We start from the raw sequence: 15,599 nt of genomic DNA, 5'->3' as shown, positions 1-15,599 counted from the left end.
CCGACCTGCGGCAGGTCGCATACGAGGCCGACCAATCGGGCGGTAAGCTGGGAGACGCCCTCGCCGCGTTCGGCGAGACACGCGGCATCCGTCGTGTCCGGATCCTGAAGACCGAGAAGTCGGTCCGGATCGTCCGTCATGGCGACGGCTTCACCAAGGCCTATTCCCCCGGCGATAACCACCGCATCGAGATATACGCGCTGCCGGACGGCGAATGGGCCGGGGAAGGCGTCACTGTTTTCGACGCCAACCAGCCGGGCTTCGCGCCGGAATGGCGCAGGCGTCACCCGGCCGCCCGCCTCGTCATGCGGATCCACAATGGCGACCTGATCGAGGCCGACTTCGGAAGCGGACGCCAGATCGCCCGCGTCTATCGGCTCGAGCCGTCCGCCAAGCGGGTCCGGCTCGCCCTGCACAACGAGGCGGGCGCCATCGACGTTCGCCACAACGATCCGGACGATCCGCTTCGCTGGATCTTCGGCACCTACGCGCGCCTCAGGGCCGGCGGGGCCCGCCGCGTCCGGGTCGACCCGATCGGACGCGTCGCGCCGGCCGCGGAGAACCGATGATGGCCGCCATCTGGCGAAGTCGCACGGTTTCCTGACCCTCAGCGCGGACGACGCGGAGATCGGCCGGGTGCCGCTGGACGACATCGCGGCCGTCGTTGCCAGCGCCCACGCCATCACCTATTCCAACACCCTGCTCGTGGCGCTCGCCGAGCGGGGCGTGCCGTTGGTCGTTTGCGGTGCCAATCATCGGCCGGCGGCGGTTTTGTGGGCTGCCGACGGACACCACGACCAGGCCGGCCGCATGAGCGAGCAGGCCGCCGCCCCTCTACCCCTCAAGAAACGTCTTTGGGCGCAGGTCGTCAGCGCCAAGATCGAAAGCCAGGGCGCGACCCTGGAGACTGTCGGCGCGCCGCACGAAGGCTTCGCCCTTCTCGCGCGCAAGGTCAGGTCCGGCGACCCCGACAATGTCGAGGCGCAGGCGGCCCGCCGCTATTGGCCGCTGCTGTTCGGCGAGGACTTCCGGCGGGAGCGCGCCGGGGGCGGCGTCAATGCGATGCTGAACTACGCCTATACGGTGCTGCGGGCGGGCACCGCGCGCGCCATCATGGCGGCGGGGCTCCATCCCAGCCTTGGCCTTGCCCATCGCCAGCGCGGCAACGCCTTCGCCCTGGCGGACGATCTCATGGAGCCTTTTCGGCCGTTGGCCGATCTTCTGGTGCACGATGTCGTTTCCGGCGGCGCGACGGAGGTGGACAGGGAGACGAAGCCCGAGCTTGCGCGGATACTGATCACGGACATGAGCACGAGCGACGGGGTCAGCCCGGTCGCACCATGTCTGGAGCGCCTCGCTTTGTCGGCGGCGCGTTGCTTTGCCGGCACGGCGCGCAAGCTCGATCTGCCGCGGCGGACATTGCCCCTGGAGGGATGATCCGATGACCGCCCGGCGAGCGGCGTTGAGCGGGTACCGGACGATGTGGCTCTACGTGATGTTCGATCTGCCCGTGGGCACCGCCGCCGAGCGCAAGGCGGCGACCCGGTTTCGCAAGTTCCTGCTCGACCGGGGCTTCGAGATGGCGCAGTTTTCGGTCTATCTTCGCTTTGCCGAAAGCAAGGAGGCGGCCGAAACCCATATCGCGCGCATACGGGACGCGTTGCCGCGGAAGGGGAAGATCCACATCGTCGCGATAACCGACAAGCAGTATGGAAACGCACGAATCTTCACGGGACAAAAACGGGAACGCAGCTCCGGAAATCCGGATCAGCTTGCGCTCTTCTGATGCCGGCGCGCGGCTTTTTCCTGTTCTGCACAAGGAAAAAGCCCCTGAAAATCAGGGGCTTATCCAAGGGTCTATTGTAGCCGCTTAGAGATCGAGGGCCAGCCGCAACCCGAGATCGGTTCCTGCTCGATCGGCTCGGATTGTAGCCGCTTAGAGATCGAGGGCCAGCCGCAACCAATGCGGCTCATCCCTCTCCTTCCCCTCCATTGTAGCCGCTTAGAGATCGAGGGCCAGCCGCAACGACGCCGGCGCCGCCCTTCCGACCGATGCCGGGGTGGTTCGGTCGGCGCCCGCCGCGTGTCCGTTCACAATGCCATCCCTACGCCGAAACTGCCGGGAGCAGGCCCCGCGTTCACGCTGCTTGTTGGGGGCGGCCAAGGACGGTATACCCACCACGGAAGTCTGGAGCGCCGAGACAGGGCGTTGCCCGGTCGGCATGCGGGGCCCCGGTCCGGATGCGGCAAGGGCCGGCTCGATTCAGGTGCAAGACATCGTGACGGTTGCCGCTAATGCCTTACCGGTTGTCCGGCCGTGCTTCTTGTCGCCGCCTCATCCGATGGGTCGGCGGCCGTGAACCGACGCCCGGACACCTTTGGATTGCATGGGCGGCCGGGCCCGGCAGACGGGCAGGCCGGCAGGAGAAACGAATGGACGAACTCGCCGCGGTCTACGAGCGACACGCCAGTCGGTGCGACGAAACCGATTTCTGGGGGCAGGTCCGTCGCACCGTGAACGGCCAGCCCGTTCCCGAAGAGCAGATCCACCTGATCGTCGAGGCCATGGTTGCCGCGCTCGACCTGCGCGAAGACGACGTCCTGCTCGATATCTGCTGCGGCAACGGAGCGCTGAGCGCGCGGTTCTTCGAGCGCTGCGCCGGCGGGCTGGGGATCGACTATTCGCCGACCCTGATCGGCGTCGCGCGCAAGCATTTCGACGTCGGCCCCTCAGTCGCCTACGAGACCGGCGAGGCGGTTGCCTATGCGACCAATGCCCCCGATCCCGGCCGCTTCACCAAGGCGATCGTCTACGGCTCGATCAGCTATTTCCCGCGCGAGGCCACCGAGGCCCTCTTCGCGGCGCTGCGGCAGCGCTTCACGTCTCTGTCCCGCCTCGTCATCGGCAATGTCGCCGATCTCGCCCATATCCGCGAGTTCTTCGGCGACCGCTACGAGCCGGGCATCGAGGACCGGCCGGATTCGGCGATCGGCGTGTGGTGGTCGCGCGAGGAATTCGCGGCGATGGCCGCGCGCGCGGGCTGGAGCGTGGAGTATCAGCGGATGCCGGAGGCGTTCTACGCCAGCCACTACCGCTTCGACGCGATTTTGAAGCCGGTTTGAGCCGGGATGCCCCTGATGCGTGACGTGCTTTGGATTGCGGGCATGCCGAGGTCGGGGACGAGCTGGTTCGCGCAGATCATGGCGTCGCATCCCGACACGCGGCTTAAGCTCTGTCCGCTCTTTTCCTATTCCTTCAAGAACGCGCTGGACGAACGCAGCACCCGGCGGCATTGGGAGGATTTCTTCCGCGCCGTCTACGAAACCGACGACGCGTACATGGATCAGGATTTTCTGCGGAAGGACGGCCTGGTTCCCGAATTCGCCGAGAAGGCGGATAATCCCGACGTTCTGGTCATCAAGTCGAACCGGTTCCATCACCTGCTGCCGCACGCGATCGAGCAGGGCGTCGACGCCAGGTTCGTATTCATCGTTCGCGATCCGCGCGCGACCATCGCGTCCTGGCTGAGCAACCCGATGGAATTTCCCTCCGACCGCGCTCCGCTCGAGGAATGGCGCAGCGGCGCGTGCCGGAAGACGGCGCCCGGAGAATTTTGGGGCTTCGAGGACTGGATGCACGTCACGCGATTGCACCGCGATCTGGCTCGCCGTTACCCGGACCGCGCCCACGTGGTCAGATACGAGGATCTACTTCGTGATCCGTTGACGGTCGCCGAGGGCGAACTCTCCCGGGTGGGCCTCGAGATGCATCCCCGTACGCGCGATTTCATAGCGGCCTCGCGAAGTCGCCACAGCGACAACCCCCGTTCGGTGTACAAAGACCCGGGCCAGATCGGGGACTGGCGTGCGAAGCTGCCGGCCGCGATCCAGGAGACCATCTCTGCGGAAATCGAGAACTCGGATCTGCGGACTTTCCTTGCCAGTGATGCGGACTAGTTCGAATTGATCAAGCGCACTCTCGATGATCTGGCGGTATTCGGCGGCGAGCGGCTGTATGAGAGCCCGCGACCGACGGGGCAGCTCTACGCGCCCGATCGTGCGAAGTTCCTTGCGCGACTGGAGCAGATCCTGCACCGGCGCCGGTATTCGAACGGCGGTCCGATGCAGCTCGAACTCGAGGCCCGGCTGGCGGACATGCACCGGGTCGGCCATGTCGTCAGCTTCGCCAATGCGTCGCTGGCGCTGATCGCCCTGCTGCGCCATTGCTCGCGGGATGGCCGTCCGGACATCCTCCTGCCCTCGTTTTCCTATCGGGGGCTGCCGCATCTTATCCAGTGGGCCGGCAAACGGCCGTGGTTCTGCGACGTTGATCTGTCCACCCATACCCTGTCGGCGGAAACCGTGGAACGGGGCATTGGGACCAGTCGCGGGGTCGCGGCGATCCTCGCGGTCAACCATGTCAATGCGCCGGCGCACCTTTCCGAGCTGGAGCGGATCAGCCGGTCGCTGGACATCCCGCTGATCTACGACTCCGTTTACGCGATCTGTGCCGAATACGGTGGCCGCCCGTTCGGAGGCAACGGCAAGGCCGAGGTCTTCAGCCTCCACGCCACCAAGCTGATAAACGGCTTCGAGGGCGGATACGTCACGACGAATGACGACGCCCTTGCCAAGGCTCTGATCGCGATCCGGAATTTCGGCTACGAGCCGGACCGCCCCGAGATCAGCTATCTGGGCATGAACGGAAAGCTAAACGAGATTCACGCGGCGATGGCGCTCGGAAGCCTGGAGAACGCTTCGGCGATATTGCAGTCGAACGAGGCGATCTTCACCGCCTACAAGAAATCCATCTCCGGGATCGACGGGCTGCGTATCATAGATCCCGCCGCGGGCATGAGGGCCAATCACGAAATGGTGCTGATGCACGTGTCGCCCGAACTCGCCATCGACCGGGACACGATCCTGAAGGTGCTTCAGGCGGAGAACGCCCTGGCGAGGCCCTATTTCGCACCGCCGCTCCATCTCTCGAAGCATTGCCCGCCCGACGTGAAGGTCGGGGCGCTGCCGAACTCCGAGCATCTGGCCGGCGAGTTCATCCAGTTGCCGACCGGCGCCTTCGTGCACGCCGGAGACCCCGAGCGGCTGGCGGAAACGCTCGATTTCATCACCGGGCGGGGAGCGGATATCGCTGCGCGGCTCGGTCGCGCAGCGGGAAACGAGCCCGGAGACAAGCCCGGAGGCAAACAATGAGCACGGGCACGCCGAAGGGCCCATCGGCCCCCGACGAGAAGCAGCTTTATGTCGGGCAGCTGAATACGCCGTCGACCGACAAGGTCATCGATGCCATGAACGGCATTTTCGACCGGCGGTTCTACACGAACCACGGGCCGCTGGTGGCGGAGTTCGAAAAGCGCATCGCCGACTTTCTCGACGTCAAGCACGCGATTTGCATGACGAACGGCACGGTGGCCCTGATGGTCGCGGCAAAGTCGCTCGGGCTGCGCGGCGAGGCGGTCGTGCCGGCCTATACGTTTCCGGCGACCGCCCAGGCACTGTCCTACGCGGGCCTGCGCCCCGTTTTCTGCGACGTCGATCCCGATCGCCACACCATATCCGTCGAGACCGTACGCGCGGCGATGACGGACGAGACGACCGCAATCGTGCCCGTTCATCTGTGGGGACGGGCCTGCGATATCGATGGTCTTCAGGCCTTGGGCGACGAGGCCGGAGCCGCCCTCCTGCCCGATGCGGCCCATGCGTTCGGCTGCACCTACAAGGGGCGCAAGATCGGTGGTTTCGGACGCTGCGAGGTATTTTCCTTCCACGCCACCAAGATCCTCAACTGCACCGAGGGCGGTTGCGTCACGACCAATGACGACCAGGTGGCGTTCGCCGTGCGGACCGCGCGGAACTTTCACGATCAGGAAACCTTCGTCGACGTTCCGCTGCGGGTGAACGCCAAGATGTCCGAGGCGCAGGCCGCGATGGGACTGATCGCGCTCGACGAACTCCATACGCATATCGCCCGCAACCGCGAACGCTACGCCCGGTATCGTGGGCAATTGTCGGATGTGCCCGGCCTGCGTTTCATCGATCACGCCGCCGGCGAGGCGTCCAATTACCAGTATGTCGTCTTCCAGGTGGAAGAGGCCGACTTCGGGCTGACCCGGGACCAGCTGATCGCGCGCCTGAAGGACCGGGGTATCATCGCCCGGCGCTATTTCTATCCGGGCCTGCACCAGGCCTTTCCGTACTCGGAAGACCACTGGACATTGCCGGTGACCGACCGGCTGTGCGACTCGATCGTTCAGGTTCCCTCCGGCGACATGGTCACGGACGCCGATATCGACAGGGTCTGTGCGGCGATCCGGAGCGCTCGGAAGGACCCCGGCGGTTCGCGGCCCGGGATGGATTCCCCGGGAGCGTGACGACCATGCGTCTGGGCATCATGCAGCCCTATTTCTTTCCGTATGTCGGGTATTTCGACGTGATCCGGAAGACGGACAAATGGGTCGTCTTCGACGTCGTGAAGTACCAGTCCAAGCACTGGATGAACCGCAACCGGATCCTGGAACCCAACAAGGGCGAGCAGTATGTCACCGTACCCGTCGACAAGCGCTCGTCGCGGGAGCTGTCCGACATCGCGGTGAAGGATCCGCGCCAGGCGGGCGAGAAGATCCTGCGCCAGCTCGGCGTCTACCGCCACGCCGCGCCGCATTATGACGCCGTCCACGCGCTGGTGGAGGAAACCTTCGCGTCCGTTGGCGAGGGGCCGGTGCGGCTTCGCGATCTGAACGTCGCCGGGCTCGAGAAGACCTGCGCGATGCTCGGCATCGCGTTTGACTACGAGATCTGCTCCGGGCTTGGTCTCGATTTCTCGAACGTGCAGCACGCCGGCCAGTGGGCGCTCGAGATCTGCGACCAGCTCGGCGCCGCCGCCTACGTGAATCCGTCCGGCGGCAAGGCGATCTTCAAGCCCGAGGACTGGCGCGCGCGCGGTATCGACATCGCCTTCACACGCATGCCGGATTTTCGCTACGAGGTCGGCGGCAAGTTCACCTTCCTGCCGAACCTCTCGATCCTCGATTGCCTCATGTGGGTCGGTGCCGAGGAGGTCCGCGGCTATCTCGACACGCTGCCGCTCGATCGCGATTTCGCGGCTTAGGGCAGGCGGCGCCATGGACGAGGATCGGCGACGGCAATGAACACGGACGCTTCCGTACGCATCGACCGGGACTTCTATGCGCGCACCTACGCCGCCGAACTCGGCGGCGCGAGCCCTGAGGCGCATTTTGATGCGGTCGGCCGCGCGGCCGGGTTCCTTCCCAACGCCGGGCATGATCCGACGCTGGCGGTCGTCTCCGGCATTGCCGGAAGCGAGGCCCGACCGCTGCCGGAGCGATACGAAGCGCTCGCCCGGGCGGTGTTGAGACACTTCCCGGATCCCGCATACGACGGCTATTTCTGGACCTTTCTGGAAACCCACAAGCCCGCCGATCCGGCCGCGAAGCGTCCCTACGACGAAGACGTCCTGAAGGCCCCCGAAGACCGCGGCCGCATGACGTTCGACCACCGCGGAACGCTCCATGGGATAGGGCAACCATCGACCGGCGCATTCCTCGATGCGGTCGCCGGTTCCTCGCCCGTCTTCCATGCCCGCCTGCCGCACGGTTTCTGGGACGCGCTGGCGCGGGTCTTCGTGCTGAGGCGCATCCTGCTGGACCATTTCCCCGTTTCGGACCTGACCCCGGATGCGCTGCTGCGCCTCTGCGTGCGGCTTGCCTCGCATCTCCATCCGCATAACATCGTCTTTATCGAGAACTTCGTTTCCGAGGTGGCGGATCTGGCGCGGGGACTACCCTTGAACGTCCCGATCGCGGTTGCCTTCAAGGCGTTTCCCGACGGTGGGCCGGGGCTCTTCGGGTCCGCGCACGAGCTCCCGCCGCGCGCGCGTTACGTTTTCGACGCGGTCTCGACGGTGGTGCCGGAGCGGACCGGGTTCGATGACGCGATGCTGATGAAGCGCCTCGTCATGACCGGCGAATTTCCGCGGTTCATGGAGCTTCTCCGGGGGCGACCGGTGTTGCTGGTCGCCAATGAACTGTTTTCCGATTTCGGCGAGCGCTTCGACTTGGACGATACGGCTTTCCTCGAAGTCCCGCCGCGCGAGTCGCACCGATCCCGAAACGAGATCGTCGCGCGGTTCCGGGCCGCCTTGCGAACGCTATGCCGGGCTGGCACGCGGCCCGTCGTGCTGACGCGTTGCGGCGGATCGTTCGCCTTCCTCCTCCTCACCCGGCTCCGGGAGGAGTTCCCGGACGTCTCGTTCTTCGATGTCGGCCAAGCCATCAACCTCTGGTTCCTCGACCGCGACGGTATCGTTCGCACGGGCGGGCTGCCTTGGTCGCCGGGTGTCGAAAAACAGATCGAAATAAACCGGCTCAGCGATTTCTACCGATCCCGCCGGGGGATAGCGGACATCAAGGCATTCCACATCGAGCGGCATGGCGAACATGATCCGGACCGGCGCTGGGCGCGGTCGAGCCGGCATCTCCAGTATGCACAGTTCGTGTTTCAGCACGGCCTTCGCGACGCCGCCGACATCTTCGTCCGACGGGCGCTGGACGATACTGCCGACGATCCGGCACTGATGCGTTTCGTCGATCGGCTGCGGGCGAGCGAACGACCCGGCAGCTAGTTGCCGGCCCGCGCTTTCATCAAGGCTTCCAGCTTTCTGATCCGCTTGCGCACGCGCGGTTCGTCTCCCTGCAGCGCGATCCTGCGCTGCAAGAGGTCCAGGGCTTCCGCGTATCTGCCCTGACGTTCGTGAGCGGTGCTCATCTGCAAGAGCGGCAGCTCCCCGGACGGGAGGTCGATCGCGGCCACGGCTCGAAGGTAGCTTTCATCGTCGCCAAGATCGAAAAGAAGCTGGGCGTGGATCTGGCGAAGCTGCCGATGATCGGGCGCCAGCCCAATCCCGGTCTGCGCCATGGCGAGCGCCTCTTCGAGCCGGCCGAAGCGGCGGTAGAGACGTGTCAGCAGTACGATCGGCTGGATCGCATCGGTCGTCCTGGCGTGGGCGCGCTCCGCGAAAACCAGCGCGCGGTCCGGCAAATCGAACCGCAACAGGCGCGCGGCGAAGTCGCAATCGCCGCCGTGGCCGGGCAGTTTCCTCAGATAGTCCCCGTTGAAATAGGTCTCCCGGAAGAACGAACGGCTGTCGCCACCGGGAACGAGCGGGTCGTAGAAAGCAAACAGCTCGTTTGCGTCGAGAATGCGCTCCCAGAAATCCTGCAGCCACAGCATTTCAGGTTTCGCGGCGCCCGGATCGTCCATGAACCAGATGTTGATCGCCTGTCCGACATCGAAATAGCTGGCATGGGGAAAGCGACGCCAGAGTTCGTAGAGAAGCCATAGCGATAGCGATCCGCCTGCCTGGGTCAAAACGATCGCGGGCAGCCGGTCGTCCTTGCCGACGTCGAGCGCTTCGAAGGCCGCGGAAATCTCGTCAAGCAGTCTGTGGCGGATCAGGTGACTGGCTGCCGGCGGGATTTCCAGGTGGTGGAAATCGGTCAGGCCCCAGCGCTCTCCCAGCGCGGAGAAACCGCCATTGGCGATCAGCACCACCCGCCGGTTCCGCATGGCGTCGATCAGCGAGGCGATGCGGCCGGTCGCGGCGTACCGTTTCCAGGCGATGCCATCCTCGAATTCGTACCCGTCGGGAAAATGCCGCGCGACGACGTCCATTGCCGCTTCGTAGCGGATCGGGCTCGGGTCCGACGTGCCGAACAACCGGTCCGGACTGTCCGGGTGTGCCTTGAAAGCCAGGCAGATCGGGAACGAGGATCTGCTCGCAGCAAGGATCTGCAGGATTTCCTGGGTGAAGTTCTCGGTGAAGACCGGTGACTTCGGGTGCAGGACGCGGACGATGCGGATCGAGAAGCGCTCGATCTTTTCGTCGGTATTCAGAGCCGCGCCCCACAGGCCACGAACGATCGGTCGCACCGATGCGACCTGTCCCATTAGGTCGACGAAACCGTGCGGCAGGCGCGGCTGCAGGCAGGGCGTTCCGCTTGCGATCAGGTCCCGTACCTGTTCTGGCGAGCGCTTTCGTACGCTGTAGGACTTTTCCTGTGCCGCGAACGGTATAGTCCCTTCCGCATCGAGCTTGTCCCAGTCGGCGATGGTCGAAGCCGGTCGCCTGAAATGGTCCTTCTCCACCTGGGTGTCGGAGAAGCGCCAATGGAACGCGTCGGCGGCCTCGATGTGTGCAAGGACGTCGCGGGCAAGCGCCTGCATATGCGCCTCCAGCCCTTCGGCGGCGAGTGCCTTCGCCGCGGCCGCTTCGTCAAGGGCCGGGAACCGGATCGCCGCGACCAGCGGATCGAACTCCGGATTGGGCATCAGCCCCCGGGTGCGCCCGTCATCGTCGTAGTGGCGCGCCGGGTCCGTTCCCTCGAGGAGGGCGGCGTAATGCTGTCTGTAGAAGTCGGCGTCAACGAACACGGCAGGCTCCGAAGAGTCCGTCGCCGCGCCCCGCCACATTTTCGCATGCCATGGCCGCACGCCCGTCAGACCGCGTTCTTCTTGATGAAGACAAACGCATAGTCTCTTGGAGCCTGCGGTGCGTCCTGAAGATGCCGATGGCTGTTGATGTAGCGTATCAGCTTGCCGCACTTCTTCTTCATTTCCGGGTCGCCGGTGGCGTTGGAGAAATGTTCCATTGCGAACATGGTCATGGACAGGAATCGGTTGCCGTTCGGATAGACGTGTAGATCCAGATCGTGACGCGCGGCGAGGTCCTGGCAGAGCTCTATCGTCGGTGTGTCGCATTGCAGATGGTCGACGATCCAGCCGAGCGGCCCGTAGACATCCAGCAGGAACCGCTGGCGTTCCTCAGCGTCGCCCGTGTCGGTCGGATTGCACAAGATCACGCCCTTTGTCGATATGTCGACGAGCGACTCGAAGAACGAGGGCTTCAGATCGGCGGGAATGTGCTCGAACGTGTGGATCGACAGGGTCACGTCGAATTTGCGACCTGCCTCTACGAGGTCGTGCGAATACATGCAGTTGATGGACGGTTCGCAGAGAAGGTAGCGGGTCTCCGGCGCCATATGCGACATGATGCCGGTGTGGCCACCGACATCGACGACGCTGAGGGCGCCGTCGCCGAAATGCTCGGCGAGGAGGTCCGCCACGCGCATGTTGCGCTGGTACAGGCTGCCGCGCCCCTTGAGCTGGTCGTCGCTCAGCAGCGTTGCCTCGAGTTCGCCGTCCGGAACGTCTGCACCGAGGGTCTGCGCGCACCGCAACATGGTATGGGCGAGGACTGTCTGCTTCGCCTCGCGTGCGCGCTCGGCGGCGGCGAGGTAGGCCTGCGGATCGAGGAATTCTTCCTTTTGGACCCAGCGCACGTCCGGCGACAGTGCTGGCGTCGGCCCGACGGTTTTGGGCTGGTTGCCCGACGGACGGCCGTCGGCCGGCTGCGGGCGGGCCGGCCGGGCGCTACCCGTCGGTGCGGGCCCAGTATGGCCTCGCCTCATCCGCCTGATCGTCCTCTTCACCGAATTGGGCAAGACGGCTTTCGCGGCCGCGGTGCCCGCGGCGGCAAGACGGTCCAAGGGTGTTCGTGCCTTCACTTTGCGGCTCCTACTTGCGCAGTATCAGCCAGGACATCGCCGCCAGCGCCTTTTCGAGATCGAGCCCGGCATAGACCGGCTCGGCCTCGCGCGGCCGCGTCGGATCGTCGAACAGCTCCGCCGCCCCGAAATGGGTCCGCGCAACCGCCGCGTTTCCATCGGCGAAGCGCTCCAGAAGGGCGAGCCGCTCCTGGTAATGGACGACGGGGGCATCGCGGAAAAGGTCGCCGCCCTCGGTCGTTAGCTGCATCAGCTCGTGGTGAAAATGGCGTTTCTCGACGATCGAGATGGGCAGGCGGTTGATGACCCGCTGTATCTCCAAAAGATCCCGGCCGAGGCTGATATTGGTGCGGTCGCCCGCCGACCGTTCGACGTCGGGGAGTATCCCCGGGCAGACGATGCTCCAGAAGTCCGTCTGGAGTTCGCCCGGTGCATTCCGTCCCGGATAGCGCCGCACGACCATGCGGTCGACGCCGAACACGTCCGTCCAGCGGTCGAGCTCACGGCGATAGTCGCCAAGCCACGTGCTATCGGCGAGCGAGTCCGCGAACGTGCCGGAATAGCCCTGCGCCTTGACCATCTGGTTGTACCAGGAGACGAGCAGTTCGTCCTGCCGGCGCAGGTACACGATGATCCTGATATCCCGGTCGCGGTCCAGCCCGTGGTCGGACAGAAACCGGCGCAACTCGGCCGGGCGCGGAAACAGGTAGAAGTCCTCGCTGGAGAGAAGGACGTCCCCGGCGAAGTCGGCGCACTCCGTCGCGAGGTGTTTCGCCAGAACGTCCAGGGATTCGTCCTGCGGCTTCGCCCAGACCGGATAACCGCCGTCCAGCAGGAAGGCGATGTCGTGATGGCCGAAGCCGCGGCAGGCGGCTTGGGGATACAGCAGGCCGAGTTCCCGCAGTCGGCCCTGTGACGCCGTCGCGAAGCGTTGCAGCGCGGTGGATCCCGTCTTCGGCGCGCCGATGTGAATGAACAGCTTCTGGTCCGGCAATGTGGTGTCCATATGTGGTTTCGCACCGCGTTCCCGCTTTTATAGGCCCTCAAAGCCGAAGTCGATCCGGCGCGGACAGGCGCCGAGGCGGGTTTCCGGTTCACGACCCGGTCACGGCCGGCGGGGCAGCGCGAGCGGCCTGCGTGCCCGCCCGATCGCGCGACATCACCGCGTCGCAATCATCCAGCCATCGCCGGCAGCGCTGCGGCCACCGCCGGGCCATTGCCTCAATCAGCGGTCGATGCCGTTCGGCAAGCAGCGGCTTCAGTTCGGCCGGCACGATGCCCGACGCGTCTCCGCCTGCGCCGACCCGCCGCGATGCGGTCTCGACGAAAACGGCGCGATCGAAGGCGACGCCCAGATGGCCGGCAACCCTTTCGAGGACCCCGAACGGATCGGACGCGATATCCTCGTAGAACTCGACATGGATGGCATCGGGGCCGAAGACCTCACTCCACAGGTCCAGCGTCTCGGGATAGTTATTGCGTCGCCTGATCGAGGGCTGGTCCAGGTACTGGAGATAGGTCTCGACGGACCGGGCCTCGAACGCCTCTTCGACCATATGGAAATGCTGCTTGGCGTGGCTGAAGTCGCGGTCGATCGGATTGCGCAGCATCATGACGATCCTGACCCTCTCGCCAAGCGCCCTTTTGAACTTCGCGATCTGTCCGCGTTTGGCGATGCAGTAGACCGGCGAAATGTCCATGGTCACCGGCGAGGGGACGATACCGCGCATGAGCACGCGATAGTCGTCCTCGCTGTGGCGGTCCGCCGCGGCCCAGGCCTTCGCCCATAGCGCGTCGTATTCCCCGGGGTCCCGTGCGGCAGTCTCGGCAATCCGGGTTCGAACCTGCGGATTCGCCTTTCCCACGAACTGGCGAACTTCCTTGACGGGCGGCAGGAAGATGTCCGGATGCCGGCGCAGATTGCGGTAGAGCCACGTGGTTCCCGACCTGGGCGCCCCGATGCACAGGGCGGTCAGGTCGTTCAGGATCCGTGTTGAGGAGCTGGATTGCGCAAAGACGCTAATGGATTCCCCCATCGAAACTGCCGGGCCAAGCCATCAATACGTCACGTCGGCCGATGCGGTGTCAATCAGCGCATCCATCGTTCCGGTCGCCGTCCCGGCGCGGAACATGCTCGCGAGCGCGTCAGGCCTCACCAGGCTGGCGCCGCGTTCGATCTCGCACTAACAATCAACATGGATCGACTGGATCCGCCTGCGCCAAGACGCAGTTGCGCGCCCGATAAATTGAAGCCCCGGCGAGAAACGACTGTATGAAGCTGTTTGATAGCCTGTTCAACCGCGCCGGTCCCGTGTTCATTGGCCTGCATTTCGCCAAGACCGGGGGCACGAGCATCCTCGCCCATGTCGTGCAGCACATCGACGACCGGTTCGCGGTGCACGGATACGGCCCGCGCGCCAATACCGAGCGGTTGTTTTCTGGTGAACGGCTGCTGGAGGAGTACACCGACGCCGAGTTGCGCAGGGTCCGTTTCGTTTTCGGACACGGGGTCAACGCAGATGTTCCCGCGCTGTTTCCGGATGCGCGCGTGCGGCTGTTCACCGTCTGCCGCGATCCGTTCGATCGATTCATCAGCTCCTACAAGCATCATCTGCGGACCGGCAAGTCGAACAGGCAGCTGACCGCCAGGGCGTTTTTCGACCAGAGCGTCGAGAACCCTTTCGCCAGCGCCGTTCTGAACGGCTTCGGCGCCTACGTGCCGGACAATGGCGATGAGCGCCTTCGCGAGACGCTGCGCAATTTCGAGTTCGTGCTGACGACGGAGCACCTTGACACCCAGTCCGCGGCCCTGTTCGGCCAGCTCGACCTGCCGCCCCTGGCCATCCGGAAGCGCGTCTACCCGGGAACGCCCGACCTCGGCGACCTGACCCGCGAGGAGATCTACGCGCGCGACGATCTCGATACGACGGTCAACCGCAGCGTCAACGAGCGGTTTCTCGACACGGCCGACAGGGGCGGCGATACCCTGAATCCCTTCGGCTTGGACACATCGCGCCGGCGGGCGCATGGCGACACGGTGCGACGCGAGCTCGGGCGGGAAAAGCTCATCGAAAGGGCTTATGGCCGGCTTTTCGCGGACCTCGTCGAACAGGACCGGCTGGTGGCCGCGGAGCGCATTCTCGCCATTGCCGATCCGAATGCGGTGTTGCCGCGGCTGCGGCGATATTGTGCGCTGAACGAAATCTCGCTGGACGAGGATGCCCTCAGCGGCAACGGCTTCGGCTATCTCGGCGAAGCGCTGCTGCGGGCGGGACGGATCGACGAGGCGCGCGCCGTCCTGCGCCGCGCGATCGAACGCTATCCCAACAGCCTCCTGAGCTTCTATGTCCTCGGCCAGTCCTACCGGCGCACGGGCGACTGGCAGGAGGTGGCGGACTACTGCCAGCGGGCCGTCGACCTCAACGCGATGCACACGCCGTCCCTGGTGCTGCTGGGGCATGCGCAGCTGAACCTGGACCGGCTGCAGGAAGCGCGCGAGTCCCTTACCCGCGCCCTGAGCCTCGAGCCGGCGCGCCACAACGTGGCCAAACTGTTGGCCGACGTGGAGGCGCGACTGGGCTAGGTCCGGTGAGCCGGCCGAGGCGCGGCGGTCCCGTAGCTCGGGCGTATCCCGTCGAGATTCGGTCCACGGCTTTAGTATCCATTAACTAGACGATTGGAATTTGCTCCGTTACGAAATGGTTCGCACCGAATCGTGAGATCGGTGGGATGGCAATCGTCGCAGGATTGTTTTCGTTGTCTGATACGAAGCCAGACGGCAGCGTCCTGTTACCGGTTCTCTACTGACTTGGGCCGTGGGGGCGGTACGGTCAATGGCTGCTCGCTCGCGCACACGTTTCGGCATATCGGCGCTGCCCTGGCGCCGTCTCGATCGTCGTTCCCAAAGTGTCCACACCGATAACAAGGTCGCGGTCCGCGCCTCTTAGAGAGTACGAAATACCGATGTTTTCGTTCCCATTCCCGGTGTTGTGCCCCCCG

General features: G+C 65.0%; 14 protein-coding genes. 10 read left to right on the top strand and 4 right to left on the bottom strand.

Annotated elements, in window-relative coordinates; genetic code table 11:
* The 9 genes from ACSF9G_RS23300 to ACSF9G_RS23260 form a co-directional block, all read left to right on the top strand.
* On the top strand, positions 1–569 hold a 569-nt coding region (locus tag ACSF9G_RS23300; protein WP_436644460.1), incomplete at its 5' end, for a hypothetical protein.
* 10 nt (positions 570–579) lie between these two features.
* On the top strand, positions 580–1,437 hold the full coding sequence (gene cas1 / locus ACSF9G_RS23295) for a type II CRISPR-associated endonuclease Cas1 (RefSeq protein WP_436644462.1): 858 nt from the start codon (positions 580–582) through the stop codon (positions 1,435–1,437).
* A gap of 55 nt (positions 1,438–1,492) precedes the next feature.
* On the top strand, positions 1,493–1,786 hold the full coding sequence (gene cas2 / locus ACSF9G_RS23290; RefSeq protein ID WP_436644459.1) for a CRISPR-associated endonuclease Cas2: 294 nt from the start codon (positions 1,493–1,495) through the stop codon (positions 1,784–1,786).
* Between the two features lie 647 nt (positions 1,787–2,433).
* Positions 2,434–3,123 (top strand): class I SAM-dependent methyltransferase, encoded by a 690-nt coding sequence (locus ACSF9G_RS23285; RefSeq protein WP_436644458.1) that lies wholly within the window; start codon positions 2,434–2,436, stop codon positions 3,121–3,123.
* Positions 3,124–3,138: 15 nt separating this feature from the next.
* A complete protein-coding gene (locus ACSF9G_RS23280) occupies positions 3,139–3,957 on the top strand; it encodes a sulfotransferase family protein (protein ID WP_436644457.1) in 819 nt (272 codons plus the stop codon).
* A gap of 6 nt (positions 3,958–3,963) precedes the next feature.
* Entirely contained in the window at positions 3,964–5,211 is a 1,248-nt protein-coding gene (locus ACSF9G_RS23275; RefSeq protein ID WP_436644456.1) for a DegT/DnrJ/EryC1/StrS family aminotransferase, read from the top strand.
* Positions 5,208–6,389: a DegT/DnrJ/EryC1/StrS family aminotransferase gene (locus tag ACSF9G_RS23270; RefSeq protein WP_436644455.1), complete on the top strand. Its 1,182-nt coding sequence runs from the start codon at positions 5,208–5,210 to the stop codon at positions 6,387–6,389. Before ACSF9G_RS23275 ends, ACSF9G_RS23270 begins: the two co-directional genes overlap by 4 nt.
* Positions 6,390–6,394: 5 nt before the next feature.
* Positions 6,395–7,126: a WbqC family protein gene (locus ACSF9G_RS23265; RefSeq protein ID WP_436644454.1), complete on the top strand. Its 732-nt coding sequence runs from the start codon at positions 6,395–6,397 to the stop codon at positions 7,124–7,126.
* A gap of 36 nt (positions 7,127–7,162) precedes the next feature.
* The gene (locus ACSF9G_RS23260; RefSeq protein ID WP_436644453.1) at positions 7,163–8,659 is read left to right on the top strand and encodes a hypothetical protein; all 1,497 of its coding nucleotides are present in this window, start codon (positions 7,163–7,165) and stop codon (positions 8,657–8,659) included.
* Here ACSF9G_RS23260 and ACSF9G_RS23255 read toward each other — a convergent pair.
* From ACSF9G_RS23255 to ACSF9G_RS23240, 4 genes are all read right to left on the bottom strand, one after another.
* Positions 8,656–10,467, bottom strand: coding sequence for a tetratricopeptide repeat protein (locus ACSF9G_RS23255; protein ID WP_436644452.1), 1,812 nt, complete (start codon positions 10,465–10,467; stop codon positions 8,656–8,658). The two genes, ACSF9G_RS23260 and ACSF9G_RS23255, sit on opposite strands and share 4 nt — an antisense overlap.
* 65 nt (positions 10,468–10,532) lie before the next feature.
* Positions 10,533–11,375, bottom strand: coding sequence for a class I SAM-dependent methyltransferase (locus ACSF9G_RS23250; RefSeq protein ID WP_436644451.1), 843 nt, complete (start codon positions 11,373–11,375; stop codon positions 10,533–10,535).
* Between the two features lie 235 nt (positions 11,376–11,610).
* Positions 11,611–12,606, bottom strand: coding sequence for a hypothetical protein (locus ACSF9G_RS23245; protein WP_436644450.1), 996 nt, complete (start codon positions 12,604–12,606; stop codon positions 11,611–11,613).
* An 88-nt stretch (positions 12,607–12,694) separates the two neighbouring features.
* The gene (locus ACSF9G_RS23240; RefSeq protein ID WP_436644449.1) at positions 12,695–13,636 is read right to left on the bottom strand and encodes a sulfotransferase family protein; all 942 of its coding nucleotides are present in this window, start codon (positions 13,634–13,636) and stop codon (positions 12,695–12,697) included.
* Positions 13,637–13,872: 236 nt separating this feature from the next.
* Here ACSF9G_RS23240 and ACSF9G_RS23235 point away from each other — a divergent pair, with 236 nt between their 5' ends.
* On the top strand, positions 13,873–15,183 hold the full coding sequence (locus ACSF9G_RS23235) for a tetratricopeptide repeat protein (RefSeq protein WP_436644448.1): 1,311 nt from the start codon (positions 13,873–13,875) through the stop codon (positions 15,181–15,183).
* Positions 15,184–15,599: the final 416 nt, after the last annotated feature.

The sequence above is a fragment of the Microbaculum mangrovi genome, assembly GCF_051390635.1.
Taxonomy (GTDB): domain Bacteria; phylum Pseudomonadota; class Alphaproteobacteria; order Rhizobiales; family Tepidamorphaceae; genus Microbaculum.
Note: the sequence above shows the minus strand (reverse complement) of the source record. Positions and strands in the feature narration are given on the sequence as shown.

What these genes read in the sequence shown, in the direction of transcription:
- ACSF9G_RS23265 (WP_436644454.1), top strand. Translation starts at nt 6,395, where the DNA reads ATGCGTCTGGGCATCATGCAGCCCTATTTCTTTCCGTATGTCGGGTAT.
- ACSF9G_RS23260 (WP_436644453.1), top strand. Translation starts at nt 7,163, where the DNA reads ATGAACACGGACGCTTCCGTACGCATCGACCGGGACTTCTATGCGCGC.
- ACSF9G_RS23235 (WP_436644448.1), top strand. Translation starts at nt 13,873, where the DNA reads ATGAAGCTGTTTGATAGCCTGTTCAACCGCGCCGGTCCCGTGTTCATT.
- ACSF9G_RS23240 (WP_436644449.1), bottom strand. Translation starts at nt 13,636, where the DNA reads ATGGGGGAATCCATTAGCGTCTTTGCGCAATCCAGCTCCTCAACACGG.
- ACSF9G_RS23285 (WP_436644458.1), top strand. Translation starts at nt 2,434, where the DNA reads ATGGACGAACTCGCCGCGGTCTACGAGCGACACGCCAGTCGGTGCGAC.
- ACSF9G_RS23270 (WP_436644455.1), top strand. Translation starts at nt 5,208, where the DNA reads ATGAGCACGGGCACGCCGAAGGGCCCATCGGCCCCCGACGAGAAGCAG.
- ACSF9G_RS23280 (WP_436644457.1), top strand. Translation starts at nt 3,139, where the DNA reads ATGCGTGACGTGCTTTGGATTGCGGGCATGCCGAGGTCGGGGACGAGC.
- ACSF9G_RS23245 (WP_436644450.1), bottom strand. Translation starts at nt 12,606, where the DNA reads ATGGACACCACATTGCCGGACCAGAAGCTGTTCATTCACATCGGCGCG.